Genomic DNA, 20,502 nt, shown 5'->3' on the forward strand with positions numbered 1-20,502 from the left:
ATGACCTTGAAGTATGCAGCAATCGCCCTCGTCGTCGCCAACGCCTGCGCCGTGGCCTCCGTCCATGCGGCGGAAGAAAAACCGAAGGCCAACGTCCAACAAGACCGCCTGAATAAACTCAACGGCAAGGCCCTGGGCCGCGTGATCTACAGCGGCGCCACCCTGATCGATGGGACCAACGCCGCGCCGCGCACCGGCATGAGCATCATCGTCAGCGACGACCGCATCGAAGCCGTGCTGCCCAGCGCTCAGCTGAGCGAGGCGCAGAAGGCCAACGCCCGCATGGTCGACGTGACGGGCCAGTATGTGCTGCCCGGCCTGATCGACTCGCACGTGCACTACGCCACCAATCCGGACCGGCCCTACGCCGAGGCTGAGCTGAAGCGCAATATCTACGGCGGCGTCACCGGCGTGCGCGACATGGCGGGCGACGCCCGTGAACTGGCCGGCCTGTCGCGCGAGGCGCTGCTGAACCGCATTCCTTCGCCGGACGTGTTCTACGCCTCGCTGGTGGCCGGTCCGAGCTTCTTCAAGGACCCGCGCACCGTGGTGGCGGCGCTGGGCACGCAGCCGGGCACCGTGCCGTGGCTGTACGCCATCGACGACAAAACGAAAATGCCGCTGGCGATCGCCCAGGCGCGCGGCACCGGCGCCACCGGCATGAAGATCTACGCCAACCTGCCCGGCACCCTGGTGCGCAAGCTGATCGCCGAAAGCAAGGCGCAGAACTTCCCGGTCTGGACCCACATGCAGGTGTATCCGGCCTCGCCTTACGATTCGCTGGGCGCCACCGCCATTTCCCACGTCTGCATGATCGCCCGCTATGTGCGCGAGTCGGACAAGGCGGCCTACGGCCATGGCGGCGAGCCCTCGTATGAAGGACTGACCGCCGCAGATCCGGGCATCAAGAAGTACATCGCCGCGCTGGCGAAGTCCGGCACCATCATGGACGCCACCCTGAGCGTGTACAAGACCGAAGGCCCGCGCTGTCGCATCGAGCTGGCCGGCGACATCACCCGCGCCATGCACAAGGCGGGCATCAAGATCATCGCCGGCACCGACACCGACAACACCGGTGAAGATCCGTTCCCGGTGGTGGACCACGAGCTGGAAAAGCTGGTGAAGTACGCCGGTTTCACGCCGCAGGAAGCCATCATCGCCGCCACCGCCAACGCCGCCGAGGCGCTCGGCAAGCAGAAGGAGTTCGGCACGCTGGAAGCGGGCAAGCTGGCCAACATGGTGTTCGTGCAGCGCGACCCGCTGCAGGATATCGGCAACCTGCGTTCCGTTGTATTGACCGTCAAGCGCGGCCACGAGTTTGCGCGCGCCGACTACAAGTTCACCCCTTTGCCTGTCCATGAAGACTGAGTTGTGCGAGAATTAATTCGAATTTTTCGATAATCTCGCACAAGGAAGCAGATGAGTGAACTTAAGCGCGGCCTGAAAAGCCGGCACATTCAGTTAATCGCGCTGGGCGGCGCCATCGGCACCGGCCTGTTTCTCGGCATCGCCCAGACGATACAAATGGCCGGTCCGTCCGTGCTGCTTGGTTATGGCGTGGCCGGGCTGATCGCCTTCTTCATCATGCGCCAGCTCGGCGAGATGGTGGTGGACGAACCGGTGGCCGGCTCGTTCAGCCACTTCGCCGACAAATACTGCGGCCAGTGGGCCGGCTTTACGGCGGGCTGGAATTACTGGGTGCTGTATGTCCTGGTCAGCATGGCCGAACTGTCGGCGGTGGGCATCTATGTGCAGTACTGGTGGCCGGCGGTACCGACCTGGATGTCGGCGCTGGCCTTCTTCGTCATCATCAACGCCATCAGCCTGTTCAACGTCAAGGCCTTCGGCGAGATGGAATTCTGGTTCTCCATCATCAAGGTGCTGGCCATCGTCGGCATGATCCTATTTGGCGCCTACCTGCTGATCTCCGGCGACGCCGGCCCGCAGGCCTCGGTCGCCAACCTGTGGCAGCACGGCGGCTTCTTCCCCAACGGGGTCAGCGGCCTGGTGATGGCGATGGCCGTCATCATGTTCTCCTTCGGCGGGCTGGAACTGATCGGCATCACCGCCGCCGAAGCGGACAACCCGTCGCACTCCATTCCCAAGGCCACCAACCAGGCCATCTACCGCATCCTGATCTTCTACATCGGCGCGCTGGCCATCCTGCTGTCGCTCTATCCTTGGCAGAAAGTGGTCACCAGCGGCAGCCCGTTCGTGCTGATCTTCCATGCGCTGAACAGCAATATGGTTGCGCACGTGCTGAACGTGGTGGTGCTGACGGCCGCGCTGTCGGTCTACAACAGCGGCGTGTACGCCAATACCCGCATGTTGTATGGTCTTGCCAAGCAAGGCAACGCGCCCAAGGCGCTACTGAAAGTCAACGCGCGCGGCGTGCCGCTGACGGCGCTGGGCGTGTCGGCGCTGGCCACCGGCATCTGCGTGGCGGTCAACTACTTCATGCCGGCCAAGGCCTTCGGCTTCCTGATGGGCCTCGTGGTGTCGGCGCTGATCATCAACTGGGGCTTGATCAGCTGGATCCACCTGCGCTTCCGCGCGCAGAAGAAGGCCGCCGGCCTGGTCACGCAATTCCAGAGCCTGGGCTACCCGCTGACCAACTACCTGTGCCTGGCCTTTTTGGCCGGCATCCTGGTGGTGATGTACCTGACGCCGGACCTGCAACTTTCGGTATATCTGATCCCGGCATGGCTGGCCGCACTGGCCATCGGCTACAAGGTGGGAGTGAAAAAAGCTTGATCGCTTGATATCGATTTCAAGCTAAAATCCCGGATGCTCCGGCGCGTGCCGGCCTTCCGGGATTTTTTATGTTATCTCGATTTCTCCTGCTGCTTGCCCTGCTGCCTATCAGCGCGCACGCGCTCAACCCTTTGACGCCGCTGCGCGACTACAACCGCGCCAGCTGGACCACCAAAGATGGCGCACCGCCAGAAATCCACAGCATGGCGCAGACCAGGGATGGCTGGCTGTGGATGGCCGGACCCGCAGGCCTGTACCGCTTCGACGGCGTGCGCTTCGAAAAATATCCGCTGCCGGACAGCGAGGCGCAGGTACGCCGGCGCATCGTCTTTGTGCGCGCCCACCCCAACGGTGACCTGTTGCTGTCGTATGGATTTGGCGGCGGCCTGTCCGTGCTGCACCCGGACGGCAAGCTCGAACACATCATCCCGGCCGACAAGATGTCGCCCTTCTCGCAGTTGGCCTTCGATGACAACGGCGATATCTGGGCCTCCAGCATTGCGGGCCTGTTCCGCATCCGCCAGGGCAAACTCCAGCTTTTCGGTGCGGACCAGGGCCTGCCGAAGGATATTCTCGACGTGCGCATCGACCGCTACGGCCGCCTGTGGGCCGTCAGCGCCAGCATGCTGCACCTGTACGACCGCGCCACCGGTAAGTTCGTGCAGGTGCGGCCGGTGCCCATGCGCTCCGCGCTGATCGAATCGCCCGATGGCCGGATCTGGACCGCCAACTACCAGCAGATCCAGGCCCTGCCCGCGCCGGCCGATCCCGCCGCCCGCATGGCGGCGCCGAATGCCGCGAGCGCGCCCGGCTTCGGCTCCGACTGGGTGGGACGTTTCGACCGCGACGGCAACCTGTGGCAACTCAAGTGCCCGAACGACTTGTGCGTGACACCGGCCCAGGTGGTCGCCGCCACCGACACCATCGCCGTGCCGCCGCAGGCGCCGGACCAGCTCAAGCCTGCACCGGGCGCGAACAACCCGGCCGGCAACGTCATCATCGAAGACCGCGAGCACAATATCTGGGTGGCCACCATTGACGGCGTGGACCGCTACCGCGACAACCGCCTGCAGCATATCCGCCTGTCCAGCAGCCGCACCGCCTATTCCATGATCACCGACGGCGAAGGCCAGGCGTGGGCCGCCGATCCCTTCAACGGCGCCATCTGGCGCCTGAAGGCGGGCGCGGAGCCCGAACGCGATCCGGTCAACGCCTTCGTGGTGAGCGCAGGTTTCGACGGCGCCCTGCTGCTGGGCGGCCCGCGCGAGATCGAGCGCCGTTATCGCGGCAAGACCGAGAAGATCGCCCTGCCCGAGCTTCCCGGCCCGAACGGCAAGCCGCAGGATCTGATGGTGGCGGGAGTGACCGACGACGGCAAGCGCCTGTGGATGGTCTCCGCGCAAACGGGGCTGATGGGGCGGCGTGACGGCCAGTGGCTGCCGCGCGCCAAGTTCAACCTGCCGCCCAATATCGTGATGGGCGTGCCGGGCAGGAAGGCCGGCCAGCTCTGGATCGCCTGCGGCGACGCCACCATCGCGCTGCTCGACGAGAACGACAAGCGCATGCACTACCCGGCCGCCATGATCGGCCTGGCCACCGGCATCTACGTCGGCGACGAGGTCGTCGCCAGCGGCGACCGCGGGCTGGCGGTGTTCGTCGACGGCGCCTTCCGCCAGTTGCACGCCGCCGACGCCGAAGTCCTGCTGGACATCTCCGGCCTGGCCGTCACGCCCGACGGCGATCGCTGGCTGAACGGCGGCAAGGGCTTGGTCCATGTGCGCAGCGCCGACTGGAAGGCCAGCGTGGCCAACCCGGAACTACGGCTGCGCTATGAATTGTTCGGCATGAACGATGGCTACGTCGGCAAGGCCATGCTGGTCAGCCGCCATCCGAGCGCAAAGCTGGATAAGGATGGACAGTTATGGCTGGTCAGCACCGCCGGCGTGCTGCGCTTCGATACGCGCAACGTGGTCCGCAACGACGTGGCGCCGGTGGCCGGCGTGCTGGCGGTGAACGCCGGCACGGCCAGCTACAAGGGCGACTCCGGATTGCGGCTCCCGCCCGGTTCGACGAATCTCAACATCAGCTACACCGCCGCCAGCCTGCGCCAGCCGGAAGCTGTGCGCTTCCAGTACCGGCTCGAAGGTGCCGACAGCGACTGGCAGGACGCCGGCCCGCGCCGCGCCGCCTATTACACCAATATGGGCCCCGGCGCCTACCGCTTCCAGGTGCGCGCCGCCAATGAGGACGGCGTGTGGAGCGCGCAACCGGCAGCCGTGGACTTCGAGATTCCCGCCACGTTCACGCAAACGGCCTGGTTCAAGGCCGCCTGCGCGCTGGCGGTCGGCATCGCGCTGTACCTGCTCTACCTGTACCGCATGCGGGTGGTCACCGCACGGCTGGAGGAGCGGCTGGAAGTGCGGCTGTCCGAACGCGAACGCATCGCCCGCGCGCTGCACGACACCTTCCTGCAAACCGTGCAGGGCATGGTGCTGCGGCTCGACGCGGCGGTCGATTCCCTGCCGGACGACAGCGCGGCCCGCAGATCGCTGGCGCCGGTGCTGCACAGCGCGCGCGCCAGCATCAACGAAGGCCGCGCGCAAGTCCAGGAACTGCGCTCTACGCCGGCCGATGAAGTGGAGAGCGGCCTGCGCGAGGTCGCCGCCCTGCTGGCGGCCAGCTATCCCGGCCTGGCCTTCACGCTGACTGTGGAAGGTGAACATCGCGCGCTGCGCCCCGGCGTGATCGACGAAATCAGCGAAATCGGGCGCGAGGCGATACGCAACGCCTACCAGCACGCCCAGGCCGCGCACATCGACGTGCGGCTCGGCTACGAAGCGCAGCAATTCACGCTGCTGGTGCGCGACGACGGCAAGGGCATGGCGCCGGCGCCGGCTTCGGGACACTGGGGGCTGGTGGGCATGCGCGAGCGCGCGGCCCGCATCGGCGCGGCGCTGGAAATCGCCAGTACACCGAATCAGGGCGCCCACGTTAAAATGGCGCTCCCGGCACATCGCGCCTACGCGCACAAGACTCTTCCATGGTGGCGCCGTCTCTTCCGAAAGTAAGCATGCAGTTATTTAACAACGGCCGGCGCCTGCGCGCGCTGCCCCCCTCGCTCTTCGCACTCTGCCTGGCCGGCCCGGCATTCGCCCTCAATCCCGACGTCGCGCTGCGCGACTACAACCACGCCGCCTGGGGCATACGCGAAGGCGCGCCTGCCGAAATCAAAACCATGGCGCAGACGCCGGACGGCTGGTTGTGGCTTGGGACTTCCACCGGTTTGTTCCGCTTCGACGGCGTGCATTTCGAACGCTACGCGCCCGCCTCCGAAGGCGAAGTGGCACGCCGCCGCGTGAACGAACTGCGCGCCGAAAGCAACGGCGATTTGTGGATCAGCTATTCGGTCGGCGGCGTATCGGTGCTGCGCAAGAACGGCCGCATCGAGCACGTGGTCCCGCTCGATTCGCCGTCCGGCAGCATCGAGGCGTTGGCCGTGGACCGCGACGGCAGCGTGTGGATTACCTCCGACCGCGGCTTCTTCGTGCAAGCCAAGGGCAAGTTGCGCAAGCTGGGGCCGGAACAGGGCCTGCCGTACGATAACGCGCACAGCGTGCTGCTCGACCAGTACCAGCAGCTATGGGTGTCGTTCAAGACCGGCGTGTACCGGCTGGACCGCGCCAGCGGCAAGTTCACGCTGGTGCACGCGCAGGCCAACCAGGACGCGCTGGTGCAGTCGCCGGACGGCCGCCTGTGGCTATCCGACGGCGACAGCATTGCGCCGCTGCCGCTGGAGAAAACCCTGCCGACCGCCGCCACCGCCCCGCTGCCGCGTCCCGCGCTGTATGCGCCGCTCGAATCGCGCGCCCGCAATCTGTTCGACCGCGACGGCAATCTGTGGACCCGCCTCTGCCCGGAAATGCTGTGCCGCGTGGCGCGCGCCGGCGGCCGTCCTGCGGGCACGCTGCGTTCACGCCGCGATGCCGATGAGCGCCGGGCGCCGCAAGCCACCGGTCCATCGCGCGTGACCAACGCGCTGCTCGAGGATTTGGAAGGCAATCTGTGGGTCGCCACCCAGAGTGGGCTGGAACGCTACCGCGAAAACAGCCTGACGCCGGTGCCGCTGCCGCAGGCGAGCGGCATGTTCAGCATGGCCGGCGATACCGAAGGCGGCGTATGGCTGTCGGATATCATCAACCGCGTCACCTGGCGCCTGCATGCGGACCGCCCGCCGGAGCGCTCGCCGCAACACTATGACGTGCTGGCCAACGACCGTGACGGCGCGCTGCTGATGTCGAACAAACGCAGCATCGAACGCCGCTACCGGGGCGCTGTCACGCAGATCCCGCTGCCGCCCGGCCGCGACGGCAAGCCGGCCGATCTCGACGTCGCCGGCATGCAGGACGACGGCAAGGTGCTGTGGGCCGCCACCGCGCAGACCGGCCTGATAGGACTGCTGGACGGCCAGTGGCATCCGCGCAGCGCCTTCAGCCTGCCGGACCGCATTTTCATGGCGGCCGCCGGCCGCAAGCCGGGCGAGCGTTGGATGGCCACCGGCGACAGCACCATGGTCTTCAACCAGAACGGCAAGCTGACCACCTACAATGCCGGCGGCGTCGGACTGCCGACCATGGTGGCGGTGAACGAAGACGTGCTGCTGGGCGGCGACCAGGGACTGGCGGTATTCACCGGCAGCGGCTTCCGCATGCTGCCGGCGCTGCGGCCAGAGGCCCTGGCCAAAATCTCCGGCATGGCCATCAGCGCCGACGGCGATCGCTGGTTCAACGGTGGCCAGGGTGTGGTCCATGTGAAGCGGGCCGACTGGCAGGCCGCCGTCTCCACGCCCGGCACCCTGCTGCGCTATGAATTGTTCGGCATCCTGGACGGCTACACCGGCCAGGCCATGCTTGAAATGCGCCTGCCCAGCGTATTCTCGGATTCCGGCGGCCAGCTGTGGTTCATGACCAGCGGCGGCGTGCTGCGCCTGTCGCCTGGCCGCATCCGCCGCAACACTATCGCGCCGACGCCGTTCGTGCTGGGGCTCGACGCCGGCGAGGTGCACCACGACGCCGTGCCGGGACTGCGCCTGCCGCCCGGATCGCAGAATTTCAGCCTGCGCTTCACCGCGCCGGGACTGGGCAAGCCGGAAGCGATGCGCTTCCAGTACCAGCTCTCCGGCATCAACGACGACTGGCAGGAAGCCGGCGACCGCCGCGCCGCCTACTACACCAATGTGGCGCCGGGCCACTACACCTTCCGCGTGCGCGCCTTCAACGAGGACGGCGTGCCGGGCAAGAAAGAGGCGCAGCTCGACTTCGAGATCGCGCCGCGCTTCTGGCAGACCATCTGGTTCAAGCTGCTGTGTGGGCTGGCGGCGGCGGCCTTGCTGTATTTGCTCTACCTGTACCGCCTGCGCGCCGCCACCCGGCGCGTGGCCGAACAGCTGACCGTGCGCATGGCCGAACGCGAACGCATCGCCCGCACCCTGCACGACACCTTCCTGCAAAGCGTGCAGGCGCTGATCCTGCGGCTGGATATCGTCTCGGCCGGCCTGCCGGAAGACGCGCGCCGCAAGCTGGAGCCGATACTGGACCAGGCCAGCGACACCATCGTCGAAGGTCGCGACCAGGTCTATGAGCTTCGCACCGGCCGGGTGGACGATGTCGAAAGCGCCGCCGGCGAAGCGGGCCGGCAGCTGCACGCGGACCATCCGGCGACGCTGTTCGACATCGCCGTGAGCGGCCAGCGCCGCAAACTGCGCGACACGGTGGCGGAGGAAGCCTGCGAGATCGCCCGCGAAGCGCTGCGCAACGCCTTCCAGCACGCCAGCGCCGCGCGCGTGCAGGCGCGTGTGCGCTACGAACGCGAACACTTCATCCTGCAGGTCGTCGACGACGGCGCCGGCATGGCGCCGGACGCCGCGCCCAAGCAAAAGCACTACGGCTTGACCGGCATGCACGAACGCGCCGCCCGCGCCGGCGGCAAGCTGGAGATCGACGCCGCGCCCGGCGGCGGCACCCGCGTCACACTCACGGTGCCGGCCCGTGCCGCCTACGCCAACGCCAACACCAAGCGCTGGTGGCGGCGCGGCGGCGCCTGAGATCGGCGCGGCCCAAGTGTTGTTCGTTGCCGACATCCCGCCAGGGCGCGCCACCGGGAGTGTGAATTTTTTATACAGATAGTTGCCAGGATAGCTACGCCTTCGCAAGGCAACCTGATACACTCTTCGGCTTTGCATCTCGAACGCAACTATCGTTTTTAAAATAGCAATGATGACCGCACCGCCATCCGCCACGCCGAAACTCCTGCTGCTTTCCCTGTCGCTGCTGTTCGCGGCTTCGGCGCGCGCGCAGATTCAGGAAGTGACGGTGACGGCGCAGCGCGCGCCATCGCTGGAATCTAAAACGCCGGTCTCGATGTCCACGCTGAGCGCCGCGCAGCTGACCAACGCCGGCATCGACAGCCCGGCCGACATCGGTGCGCGCCTGCCCAACGTGGAGCTGGACAACGCGCCCGACGGCCTGCGCATCACCATGCGCGGCGTGTCGAGCGCGGACACCACCGAAAAAGGCGATCCCTCGGCCGCCTTCCTGCTCGACGGGATCTACATCGCCCGCCCGCAAATCCAGAACCTGAGCTTCTACGACCTTGAACGCGTGGAGGTGCTGCGCGGCCCACAAGGCACGCTGTACGGCCGCAACACCACGGCCGGCGTGGTCAGCGTGATGTCGAAGGCACCAATCAATCGCTATGAAGCCAGCGTGGCCGCCGAAATCGGCAACTACAACAGCCGCAAGGCCAGCGCCATGCTCAACGTGCCGGTGAACGAGATGCTGGCGCTGCGCGCCGCGCTGAACCTCAACCGCCACGACAGCTACCTGACCAACGGCCAGAACACCACGCACGCATTGGGCAAGGACCGCGACGACCTGTCGGCACGTCTTTCGGCGAAACTGAAAATCACGCGCGACGCCACCCTGCTGCTGCGCTACGACCGCAGCAAGGTGGACGACAACAACGACAGCTTCGTCCCCGACACCAATTTTTATACCGGCGTCGCCGGCGGCAATCCGGTCTGGTATGGCAGCGGCACCGGCGCGCAGCTGACCAACGGCTTCGTGCCGCCGAACGGCTTGCCGGAACAGGGCTACAGCCACAAGACCACCTCCGGCCTGAGCGCCGACCTGACGCTGGACCTGGGCCCGGCCACGCTGTACTACCTGGGCGCGCACCGCGACTATGATCACGATGCCCTGGCCAACTTCTACTACCGCGTGGCGCCGACGCTGGCGTTGGGCGTGCGCGAGAACTTCCGTGGCGACTACACGCAGAACTCGCACGAGCTGCGCCTGGCCACCAACGGCGACGGCCCGCTCAGCGCGCAGGCAGGTCTGTACTACTTCCGCGAAGAGTCGTCGCAGCTGTACACCTTCCGCGACCTGGCCTTGATCGGGCTGCCGCCGTACTACGTGTTCCCACACGGCCCGACCGTTTCGACCAGCAAAGCGATATTCGGCCAGGCCACCTACCGCGTCACGGAACGGCTGCGCGCCACCGCCGGCGCGCGCTACACGGCGGACGACAAGTCGCGCCTCGGCTCGACCAATTTCCAGCAAGGTCCGGTGTTCAATCCGGCCACCGACTTCGCGCTGCTGAACGACGCCAGCATGAAAACGCACCAGACCACCTGGCGCCTGGGCGCAGACTACGACCTGGCGCCATCGACGATGTTGTATGGCGCCGTCTCCACCGGCTACAAGGCCGGCGGCTTCAATGACGGCTGCCTGGCCGGCTCGGTGCAACTGGGCCTGAGCTGCCCGGCTGCGCTGGCCGTACCGGCGGACACGCTGTTCTATCAGCCGGAAACCGTGCGTTCCTACGAAGCGGGCGTCAAGACACGCTTCTGGGATAAGCGCGCCAGCCTGAATCTATCGGTGTTCCGCTACGATTACAACAACCTGCAGCTTTCCGGGGTCGCCATCGTCGCCGGCGCGCCGCGCTTCGTCACCGCCAACGCCGGCGCGGCCAGCGTCAAGGGACTGGAGGCCGAAGGCCAGCTGGCGGCGACGCCGCAGGACCGCATCAGCTACGCCGTCTCGCTGCTGGACGCGCACTATGTCCGCTACAGCCCCGACGGATTGCACAACTGGGCCGGCAATAAGCTGGACCGCGCGCCATCGAACACGCTTTCGCTGGGCTATGAGCGCACCTTCGGCGACCTGACTGCGGGCCTCGGCGCGCGCCGCAGTGCGGCCTACATCATCGCCGTGCCGTCGCAGCTGCTGCAGTACCGCGTGCCGGCCTATACCCAGACCGACGCCAACCTGCGCTATCGCCCCCAAGGCGCCGCATGGAGCGTGATGGCGCGCGTGAAGAATCTCGAAAACAAGGTCCACCCCATCAACATCGACAGCTTCGGCATGCTGACGCCGAGCGATCCACGCACGCTCGATGTGCGGCTGGACTACCGCTTCTGATCCCATGCTGAGACATCTGACCCGCTACCTTCTCCTGATCCTTGCGCTGGCGCTGATCCCATGCGCGGTCAACGCCGCTCCCGGTCCGCTGGTGCTCGACGCGCAGCATGACTATGTGGAAGCATGGCCGGCCGTCCAAATCATGCTCGATCCCGATGCCAGCCTGACGCCGGAAGCCGCGCTGGCCGCCGAGGCGCGCTACGCCGCGCCCAACTTCGCTTACGCCACGCTGGGTGTGCAAAAGGACGTGGTATGGCTGCGCATTCCGGTCTCGCTGCCGGCCGGCAGCCGGGGCGACTGGATACTGAATATCGACTACGCGGTGCTGAACCGCATCGACGTCTACGTGGCCAGCGCGGGCCACATCGCCCGGCATACGGTCATCGGCAATCTGCAACCGGATGCGGAAGGCGTTTCGCGCGGCCGCGTGCCGGCGGCCTTGCTGCACCTGACGCCGGGCGCGGACTATGTACTGCTGCTGCGCGTGCAGAATACCGGCGCCATGATCCTGCCGATCAGCCTTGCGCGGCCGGCCAACTTCCACGGCGACTCGCTCAACGAACAGATGCTGCAAGGCGTGCTGACCGGCCTCAGTCTGTGCCTGCTGCTGTACAGCGTCACGCAATGGGTCACGTTGCGCGAGCCGCTGTTCGGCAAGTTCGCGTTGCTGGTACTGGGCACCACGCTGTTCTCCGTCGAATTCTTCGGGCTGGGCAACCAGTACCTGTGGAAGAACAACTACTGGATGAGCATCCACGCCGGCGGCCTGTTCGCGCTGACGGCGTCCGCCGGCGCCTATCTGTTCGTGGAACAGGCGCTCGCACGGCCGGGCAAGGACCGCATGTTCAGCCGCCTGATGTACGGCGGCGCGGCCCTGTGCGCACTCAGCGCCCTCGCCTACGTCACCGACATCATGAGCGTGGAAACGCTGGTCATCGTGGTCAGTTCGCTGGGCGTGATGCCCATGCTGCTTGGACTGCCCGGCGCCTACCTGCGCGCGCGCCGTGACGACGCGGTCGGCATCTACTTTCTGTTCGGCTGGGCCGTGAGTTTCGCTTCGTCGGCGATACTGAGCCAGGTTGTCAGCGGCAAGGTGGGCGCTAATTTCTGGACTATGCACGCGCTGCAGTTCGGGAACATGATCGACATGCTGGTGTTCACCCGCATCCTCGGCCTGCGCATCAAGGCCATGCAGAGCGCTATGCTGCGCGCGGAAGAAGCCACCCGCACCAAGTCCGAATTCCTGGCCCACATGAGCCACGAGATCCGCACGCCGATGAACGCCATCATCGGCATGAGCCGCCTGGCGCTGATGACCGAACCGAATCCCAAGCTGCAGAACTACCTGGGCAAGATCCTCGGTGCCGGCGAGCACCTCCTGGCCGTGATCAACGACATCCTGGACTTCTCCAAGATCGAGGCGGGCAAGCTGCGGCTGGAGTCCGCGCCGTTCGAGCTGCAGGAAATGCTGGACCACCTGACCAGCCTGACCGTCATCAAGTCCGACGCCGCGCGCGTGGAGTTGAAGATGCGCGTCGACGGCAGCGTGCCGCCGCGCCTGACCGGCGATCCGCTGCGGCTGACGCAGGTGCTGATCAACCTGACCAGCAACGCCGTCAAATTTACGGAGCGCGGAGAGATCATCGTCGCCGTGGAATTGATGGACAAGACCGCCGACACCGTGGCGCTGCGCTTCTCGGTCAGCGACACCGGCATCGGCATGCGCTCCGCGCAGCTGGAGAACCTGTTCCAGTCCTTCAACCAGGCGGGCGACACCACCTCGCGCAAATACGGCGGCACCGGCCTGGGACTGAGCATCTCGCGCCAGCTGGTGCAGCTGATGGGCGGCGACATCCAGGTGATGAGCACCCCCGGCATCGGCAGCCGTTTCAGTTTCATCGTCCGTCTCGGCATCGCCGAAAAGAGCGCCGCGCCGGTCGACTGGCCGCTGCATCACCAGCCGCCGGCGCAGCCGGCACAAGCGGCGCGCCCGCTGCGCCGCTCGGACAACGCCGGACTGGCGCTGCGCGACCTGTCCGCGCTGGACGGCGCCCGCATCCTGCTGGTGGAGGACAACGCCAACAACCGCGAGGTGGCGCTGGATTTCCTGTCCGCCGCGCGCATGCAGATCGACGTGGCGGAGCATGGCGCCGAGGCGCTGCATATGCTTGAGCAGGCCGACTACGACCTGGTGCTGATGGACGTGCAGATGCGCGAAATGGACGGTCTCACCGCAGCGCGCCGCATCCGAGCCATGGAACGCTGCCGGCACCTGCCCATCGTCGCCATGACCGCCTACGCCATGGCCGGGGACCGCGACAAGAGCCTGGCGGCCGGCATGAATGATCACCTCACCAAGCCTATCGCGCCGGAGCAGCTGTTCCGCGCGCTGATCAAATGGATACCGACGTCGCGGCTGGCCGCGCGCCGCGCGCAGGCCAGCGCCGCGCTGCAAGTGACGCCATCTGCCGACCACGCCGACTACGCGAGTCATGCCGGCCATGGCACGTCGCAGTCGCCTCAGTCGCCGCTGCCGCCAATTCCCGGCGTGGATTGGCACGTCGCGCTGGAAGGCGCGGACCGCCAGCGTGCCCGCCTGGACAAACGCATACGCGGCTTCCTGCAGGAATACCGCAACGCCGCCGGTACCGTGCGCGAAGCAGTCGCCAGCGGCCGGCACGAAGTGCTCTACAGCCTCACGCACAACCTGAAATCGACCGCCGCCTATATCGGGGCGTTGCAGCTGGCCGCGCAGGCGCAAGCGCTGGAGCAAGCCATGCGCACCGAACGCGGCGAGCGCATCGACGCACTCGCGGGCGAACTGGCCGAGGGCCTTGAACAGGTGGTCGACGGCCTGGCGCAGCTGGAGCAGGAACCGGCGCAGATGCGCTACCGCGACAGCGACGCGCGCCTGCTGATTACGCGCCTGGAAGCTTATCTGCGCAGCGACGACGCCCGCGCCGAGGACGTACTGGGCGAACTGCGTGCGCTGCCGGCGGTGCGCCGCCATGCGGAGCCGCTGTCGTTGATCCAGCGGGCCGTGGACGACATCGAATATCACGCGGCGCTGGCGCCGCTGGGCGTGCTGTCGCGCGCCCTGCACAACGAACTGGAAGAAAACGCATGAACTTTGCGGGAACCCAAAAGGTCCTGGTGGCCGACGACGACATCGTCAACCGCCAGGTATTGGCGGAGCTGCTCAAACCCGAGCACACAGTGCTGCTGGCGAAGAACGGCGAGCAGGCGCTAGAGCGCGCCGCCCGCCATCTGCCGGACCTGATCCTGCTGGACGTGGTGATGCCGGACATGGACGGCTACGAAGTGCTGCGCCGCCTGCGCGCCGACGCGCAGACCGCGCACATCACCGTGATTTTCATCTCCGGCCTGGGACGGCCGGAAGACGAGGCCAATGGCTTGAAGATGGGCGCGGCCGACTACATCTCCAAGCCTTTCAACGAAACCGTGGTGATGGCGCGCGTGGCCATGCATTTGCAGATGGTGCGCCAGCGCCGCATGCTGGAGCACCTGGCGCACGTGGACGGCCTGACCGAGCTGGCCAACCGCCGCCGTTTTGACGAAGTGTATGAAGCCGAATGGCAGCGCAGCCGCCGCAGCGGCCGTCCGCTGTCGCTGGCGTTGCTCGATATCGACGCCTTCAAGCAGTACAACGATTTCTACGGCCATCCGGCGGGCGACCGCGCGCTGCGCGCGGTGGCGCGCACCGCCGCCTCCGGCCTGCGCCGCCCGGCCGACCTGGCGGCGCGCTACGGCGGCGAGGAAATGGTGCTGCTGCTGCCCGATACCGAAGCGGCGCAGGCGCAACAGGTGGTCGCCAGCATCTGCAGCGCCATCGCAGAGCTGCAGATTCCACACGAGGCCTCGGGCGTCGCGCCGATGCTGACGGTGAGCGCCGGCGGCGCTACGTTGAACACCGCCACCACCGAAAGCGGCGCCGAACTGTTTTCCGCCGCCGACACCCTGCTCTATGAAGCCAAGAAATCGGGCCGCAACCGCGTGGTGTGGCGGCCGGTGGCTTAATCTACCGAGTCGACCGAATCGGCCTTGATGTGCCGCGCCAGGGTGGCGAACATCTGTTCGACATCGATAGGCTTGGCGATAAAGTCGTCCATGCCGGCGCTGGTGCATTGCTCCCGCTCGGACTCCATCACGCCTGCCGTCATGGCGATGATGGGCAGCGTCAAGCCCAGCTCCTCGCGGATCTTGCGGGTGGCGGTAAATCCGTCCATCACCGGCATCTGCACGTCCATCAGCACCAGATCGAAAGCGCCGGCCTTCAACTGATCGAGCGCCAGCTGGCCGTTGTCCGCCACCGATACCACGGCGTTGGCCTGTTCCAGTATGCCCCTGGCTACGTTCTGGTTGATCGGGTTGTCCTCCACCAGCAGGATGCGCACGCCGTCCAGCGCAGGCATGGGCAACACGTCGGCCACGCCGCCATCCGGCACGGTGGGCGCCAGCGCGGTCTGCACGGCGTCGAACAGGCTCGATGCGGTGACCGGCTTGGTGAGGAAAGCCGCCGCGCTGGAGCCGGCCATTTCCTCCATCAGCTTGCCGCGCGCGTAGGCGTTGAGCATGCAAATCACCGGAACCGGCGACAGTTCCTGTATCGCGCGCATGGTGGCCATACCGTCCATGTCCGGCATCACGCTGTCGACCAGCACCACATCGTAGTGCGTGCCGGCGCGTAGCTTCGCCAGCGCTTCGTCGCCGGAGGCGGCGCGGTCGCTGGTCCAGTTCCAGCCCCGGATGGTGGTGCCGATGAAGGTGCGACTGGTGCGGTTGTCGTCCACCACCAACAGGTGCAGCTTGCGCGATGAACCCGCGGCCAGCGCGGCTGGCGCCTCCTCGGCTTCCTTGAACTCCAGCGTGACGCGGAACTCGCTGCCCTTGCCGGATTCGCTGTCCACCTGGATGGTCCCGCCCAGCAGCTCAATCAGGTTCTTGGTGATGGTGAGTCCCAGGCCGGTGCCGCCGAAGCGGCGCGTGAACGACAGGTCGCCCTGGGTGAACGGCGAGAACAAACGCGCCAATTGTTCCTGGCTCATGCCGATGCCGGTGTCGCGCACGCTGAAGCGTAAGGTCAGCGGCGAGCGCGTCATGCGCTGCACCAGCACCGACACCTCGCCCCGCTCGGTGAACTTGATGGCGTTGCCGGCCAGGTTGACCAGCACCTGCTGCAGACGCAGCGCGTCGCCCACCAGCACGCGCGGCACTTCCGGCTCCACCGCCATGCAGAGTTCCAGTTCCTTTTCGCCCACGTTGACGCTCATGATGGTGGCCACCGAGTGCATCACGTCATCGAGCTCGAAGCGTACCGGATGCAGTTCGACCTTCCCGGCCTGCATCTTGGAGAAGTCCAGGATGTCGTTCAATATGCCGAGCAGCGACTGGCCCGAGGCGCGGATCATCTCCAGATAGCGGCCCTGCTCCTGCGACAACCGGGTGGTGCCCAGCAAATGCGCCATGCCCAGCACCGCGTTCATCGGCGTGCGCAGTTCGTGGCTCATGTTGGCGACGAAGGCGTCCTTGGCGGCGTTAGCCTGCTCCAGCGAGCGGCTGATGTTGCGGGCGTAGATCCAGGCCACGCAGAAGCCGGCCAGCAGCAGCGCAGTCACGCCAAGGCTGATCCACTTGATCGAGGCCAGCATCTCCGACCACACCACGCTGCGCGGCACGCCGACCACCACCGACCAACCGCTGGACGCCGAACGGCTGTACATCGAATACACCGGCAGCCCTTCCAGCGTGGTGGCCTCCACTGCCGCCTCCATCTTCGCAGGCATTTGCACCAGCAAGGACGGGGCGCCCTTCTTGCCCACCAATCGTTCCGCATCGTGTGAACGGGCGACGATGGTGCCCTGCGAATCGAAGATGGCCACCACGCGGTCCGGCGGCAGGCGCGGTTCCTTCAGCACTTGCCCCAGGCGTTCCGGCACGAACGCTGTCGATATGCAGTAGATGACTTTACCATCGCGCAGCACCGGCGCGTGGATGGCGACCAGCGGCCGTTTCAGCGCACCGCCGATGAACACATCGGAAATCACAGGCTTGCCGGTCTCGAACACCTTGCGGATGCGTTCTGCGCTGCCGGGATCGGGGATCGGCAAGCCATACGGCCGCGCGGTGTTCAGCAGCTGCATCGAATCGCGATCGCTGAGGACGAAATTAAAACCGGGGAATTCGGGCCGCAGCGCCTGCGTGGCTTCCGCATGGAAGGCGGCAAAGTCGCCTTTATCGATACTGGGCGAATGGGACAGGGCCAGCGCCACGGTGATGCCGGTGTTCAGATCGCGGTCCACCGCCTGTATCAGTGCGCGGGCGGCGATCAGCGTATCAAACTTGATCTGTTCCCGTTCGCGCTCGATGAAGTGGGCCGTCAGCAGAAAAAAACCGACGATGGCCGGCAAGGCGCAAGCCCATACGAGCGTATAGATTTGCACCTTGATCGACGGCAGTCTGCCTCGCGCCATGAAAGTCGTTCCCGCTGCTTATATGAGCAATGACTTTATCACAAGCCCAGTCCCGCTCCCAACCGCAATGTGGCGGCGATGTTCCTGGCTGCGCTGCGCACATTGTCCGCTGCGGCGGCCAGCGCCTGTTCCAGCGTGCACACGCCGCTGACGGCGGCGAATACCGCATCGATGCCGTGACCGTGCACCGCCGCCGCCCCCGTGGCCAGCGATCCGGCAATGGCGATCACCGGCTTGCCATGGCGCTGCGCCACGCGCGCCACGCCGATGGGCGTTTTACCGTGGATGGTCTGGCCGTCGATGCGGCCTTCGCCTGTGATGACCAGGTCCGCATCGACCACCGCCGCGTCCAGTCCGACGGCGTCGGTGACAATCTCGCTGCCCGGGCTCAGGCGGCCGCCGAGGAAGGCCAGCATGGCTGCGGCGATGCCGCCGCCGGCGCCGGCGCCCGGCACATCGGCCACATGTTGGCCGGCGTCACGCGCGATGATGGCGGCGTAGTGGCGCAGATTGTCGTCCAGCCGCGCCACCATGTCGGGCGTGGCGCCTTTTTGCGGGCCGAAGATGGCGGAGGCGCCCTCCGGGCCGACCAGCGGGTTGCTAACGTCGCAGGCGACATCGAACACGCAATCCTTGATGCGGACGTCCAGGCCGGACAAGACGATGCGGTCCAGCGCATCGAGCGCGCCGCCGCCCGGCGCAAGGTCGTCGCCGTGGGTGTCCAGCAGGCGGCCGCCGAGCGCCTGCAGCATGCCGGCGCCGCCGTCGTTGGTGGCGCTGCCGCCCACGCCCAGGACGAAGCGGCGCGCGCCGGCGTCCAGCGCGTGCTTGATCAATTCACCGGTGCCATAGCTGGTGGTGCGCAGCGGATCGCGCTGCGCTGGCGTCAACAGTTCCAGTCCGCTGGCGGCCGCCATTTCAATAACGGCGGTGACGCCGTCGCCCATCATGCCGTAGAACGCGGCCACCGGTGCGACCTCCGCGCCCAGCGGGCCTTGCGCCGGCAGCTCGACCAGCGTGCCGCCGCTGGCGTCGATCATGGCCTGCACCGTGCCCTCGCCACCGTCGGCGACCGGCAGTTTAATGTATTCCGCATCGGGGAAGATGTCGCGGAATCCGGCCTCGATGGCGTCGGCGACGGCCATCGCCGACAGGCTCTCTTTGAACGAATCCGGGGCTATGACTATTTTCATCGGCCTATTCTATGGCGACTATCGCCATTTCGGTACGGTTGTCCAGCAAATAAGCGGCTTGATACACATTGATACACATAAAACAACAGGCTCGGAAATGCCGAAAACATACTGTATTATTTGCGCTTGCCCGACTTTGGCTCACAAGGCCGCCCAGCCGGGACTACGATAAAACACAAAAAAGCAGGAGCGACTTTGAGCATTTTTAGAACGAAGAATCTGGATGAGATGATCGCCAACGCCGGCAAGCCGGGCGGACTGGCAAAAGTACTCGGGCCTTTCGACCTGATTTTGATGGGCATCGGCGCCATCGTCGGCACCGGTATTTTTGTGCTGACCGGTACCGGCGCCGTCACCGCCGGCCCCGCGCTGACGTTGTCCTTTGTAGTGGCGGCCGTCGCCTGCGGTTTCGCCGCCCTGTGCTACGCCGAATTCGCCTCCACCGTTCCGGTGGCCGGCTCCATCTACACCTACTCCTACGCCACCCTGGGCGAGCTGGCCGCCTGGATGATCGGCTGGGACCTGCTGCTTGAATACGGCCTGGCCACGTCGGCCGTGTCGGTGGGCTGGTCGGGTTACTTCCAGTCGCTGTTGTCCGGTTTCGACATCCACCTGCCGGTGGTGCTGTCGGCGGCGCCCGGCGCCCTGCCCGGCGTGACCACCTACATCAACCTGCCGGCGCTGTGCATCATGCTGATCCTGACGGCGATGCTGAGCATCGGCGTGCGTGAATCGGCGCGCGTCAACAACATCATGGTGGTCATCAAGATCACCGTGGTGCTGCTGTTCATCGTGGTCGGTGCGCGTCATGTGACGCCGTCGAACTGGCAGCCGTTCATGCCTTACGGGATCAACGGCATGCTGAGCGCTTCGGCACTGGTGTTCTTCGCCTTCATCGGCTTCGACGCCGTGACCTCGGCGGCCGAGGAAGTCAAGCGTCCGGAACGCGATCTGCCGATCGGTATCATCGGTTCGCTGGCCGGCTGCACGGTGCTGTACGTGATCGTTTCGGCCATCATGACCGGCATCGTCCCGTTCAAGGAATTCCTCGGCATCGACCACCCGGTGACGCTGGCATTGCAGCGCGCCGGTGAAAACTGGTTCGCCGGCTTCGTCGACCTGGGCGCGATCCTGGGCATGACCACCGTGATCCTGGTGATGGCATACGGCCAGACCCGCATCATCTACGCCATGTCGCGCGACGGCCTGCTGCCGAAACGCCTGTCGAACGTTCATCCACGTTTCCATACGCCGTTCCTGGCCACCTGGATCGTCGGTATCGTGTTCGGCCTGCTGGCCGCCGTGGTGCCGCTGAACGTGTTGAGCGAGCTGGTTAACATCGGTACGCTGGCCGCATTCAGCCTGGTGTCGATCGCCATCATCATCCTGCGCAAGACCCGTCCGGACCTGAAGCGCGCCTTCCGCTGCCCAGGCGTGCCTTATGTGCCGGCGCTGGCCGTGATCTTCTGCGTGACGCTGATGTGCTACCTGAGCTGGGTCACCTGGGTTGCCTTCGGCATCTGGCTGGTGATCGGCCTGGCCGTCTATTTCGGCTATGCACGCAAGCACTCGCTGCTGAACAAGTAA

The 20,502-nt window shown here is 66.1% G+C and carries 10 protein-coding genes; 8 read left to right on the top strand and 2 right to left on the bottom strand.

Annotated elements, in window-relative coordinates:
• The 7 genes from ACXZ1M_RS28785 to ACXZ1M_RS28815 all read left to right on the top strand — a co-directional run bounded on the left by ACXZ1M_RS28785 (position 1) and on the right by ACXZ1M_RS28815 (position 15,269).
• Positions 1-1,368: an amidohydrolase family protein gene (locus tag ACXZ1M_RS28785; RefSeq protein WP_459051011.1), complete on the top strand. Its 1,368-nt coding sequence runs from the start codon at positions 1-3 to the stop codon at positions 1,366-1,368.
• 51 nt (positions 1,369-1,419) lie between these two features.
• Positions 1,420-2,754, top strand: coding sequence for an amino acid permease (locus ACXZ1M_RS28790; protein WP_459051012.1), 1,335 nt, complete (start codon positions 1,420-1,422; stop codon positions 2,752-2,754).
• A 68-nt stretch (positions 2,755-2,822) separates the two neighbouring features.
• The gene (locus ACXZ1M_RS28795) at positions 2,823-5,822 is read left to right on the top strand and encodes a sensor histidine kinase (protein WP_459051013.1); all 3,000 of its coding nucleotides are present in this window, start codon (positions 2,823-2,825) and stop codon (positions 5,820-5,822) included.
• Between the two features lie 2 nt (positions 5,823-5,824).
• A complete protein-coding gene (locus ACXZ1M_RS28800; RefSeq protein ID WP_459051014.1) occupies positions 5,825-8,854 on the top strand; it encodes a sensor histidine kinase in 3,030 nt (1,009 codons plus the stop codon).
• Positions 8,855-9,023: 169 nt separating this feature from the next.
• Positions 9,024-11,231 carry a TonB-dependent receptor gene (locus tag ACXZ1M_RS28805; protein ID WP_459051015.1) on the top strand — a complete coding sequence of 736 codons (2,208 nt, stop codon included), beginning with the start codon at positions 9,024-9,026 and terminating at the stop codon, positions 11,229-11,231.
• A 4-nt stretch (positions 11,232-11,235) separates the two neighbouring features.
• Entirely contained in the window at positions 11,236-14,358 is a 3,123-nt protein-coding gene (locus ACXZ1M_RS28810) for a hybrid sensor histidine kinase/response regulator (protein ID WP_459051016.1), read from the top strand.
• On the top strand, positions 14,355-15,269 hold the full coding sequence (locus ACXZ1M_RS28815; protein WP_459051017.1) for a diguanylate cyclase domain-containing protein: 915 nt from the start codon (positions 14,355-14,357) through the stop codon (positions 15,267-15,269). Before ACXZ1M_RS28810 ends, ACXZ1M_RS28815 begins: the two co-directional genes overlap by 4 nt.
• Here the strand turns inward: ACXZ1M_RS28815 and ACXZ1M_RS28820 are convergent.
• Together ACXZ1M_RS28820 and ACXZ1M_RS28825 are read right to left on the bottom strand one after the other, a co-directional pair.
• Positions 15,266-17,722 carry a response regulator gene (locus tag ACXZ1M_RS28820; RefSeq protein ID WP_459051018.1) on the bottom strand — a complete coding sequence of 819 codons (2,457 nt, stop codon included), beginning with the start codon at positions 17,720-17,722 and terminating at the stop codon, positions 15,266-15,268. The genes ACXZ1M_RS28815 and ACXZ1M_RS28820 overlap by 4 nt on opposite strands.
• Positions 17,723-17,760: 38 nt before the next feature.
• A complete protein-coding gene (locus ACXZ1M_RS28825; RefSeq protein ID WP_459051019.1) occupies positions 17,761-18,915 on the bottom strand; it encodes a glycerate kinase in 1,155 nt (384 codons plus the stop codon).
• A 195-nt stretch (positions 18,916-19,110) separates the two neighbouring features.
• On the opposite strand from ACXZ1M_RS28825, the gene ACXZ1M_RS28830 reads away from it, so the two are divergent.
• Positions 19,111-20,502, top strand: a complete 1,392-nt coding sequence (locus tag ACXZ1M_RS28830; RefSeq protein ID WP_459051020.1) for an amino acid permease — start codon at positions 19,111-19,113, stop codon at positions 20,500-20,502.

It is taken from the genome of Duganella paludis (assembly GCF_054461335.1).

Coding starts and splice junctions, on each gene's coding strand:
- ACXZ1M_RS28820 (WP_459051018.1), bottom strand. CDS start 17,722: ATGGCGCGAGGCAGACTGCCGTCGATCAAGGTGCAAATCTATACGCTC.
- ACXZ1M_RS28825 (WP_459051019.1), bottom strand. CDS start 18,915: ATGAAAATAGTCATAGCCCCGGATTCGTTCAAAGAGAGCCTGTCGGCG.
- ACXZ1M_RS28800 (WP_459051014.1), top strand. CDS start 5,825: ATGCAGTTATTTAACAACGGCCGGCGCCTGCGCGCGCTGCCCCCCTCG.
- ACXZ1M_RS28805 (WP_459051015.1), top strand. CDS start 9,024: ATGATGACCGCACCGCCATCCGCCACGCCGAAACTCCTGCTGCTTTCC.
- ACXZ1M_RS28795 (WP_459051013.1), top strand. CDS start 2,823: ATGTTATCTCGATTTCTCCTGCTGCTTGCCCTGCTGCCTATCAGCGCG.
- ACXZ1M_RS28785 (WP_459051011.1), top strand. CDS start 1: ATGACCTTGAAGTATGCAGCAATCGCCCTCGTCGTCGCCAACGCCTGC.
- ACXZ1M_RS28810 (WP_459051016.1), top strand. CDS start 11,236: ATGCTGAGACATCTGACCCGCTACCTTCTCCTGATCCTTGCGCTGGCG.
- ACXZ1M_RS28815 (WP_459051017.1), top strand. CDS start 14,355: ATGAACTTTGCGGGAACCCAAAAGGTCCTGGTGGCCGACGACGACATC.
- ACXZ1M_RS28790 (WP_459051012.1), top strand. CDS start 1,420: ATGAGTGAACTTAAGCGCGGCCTGAAAAGCCGGCACATTCAGTTAATC.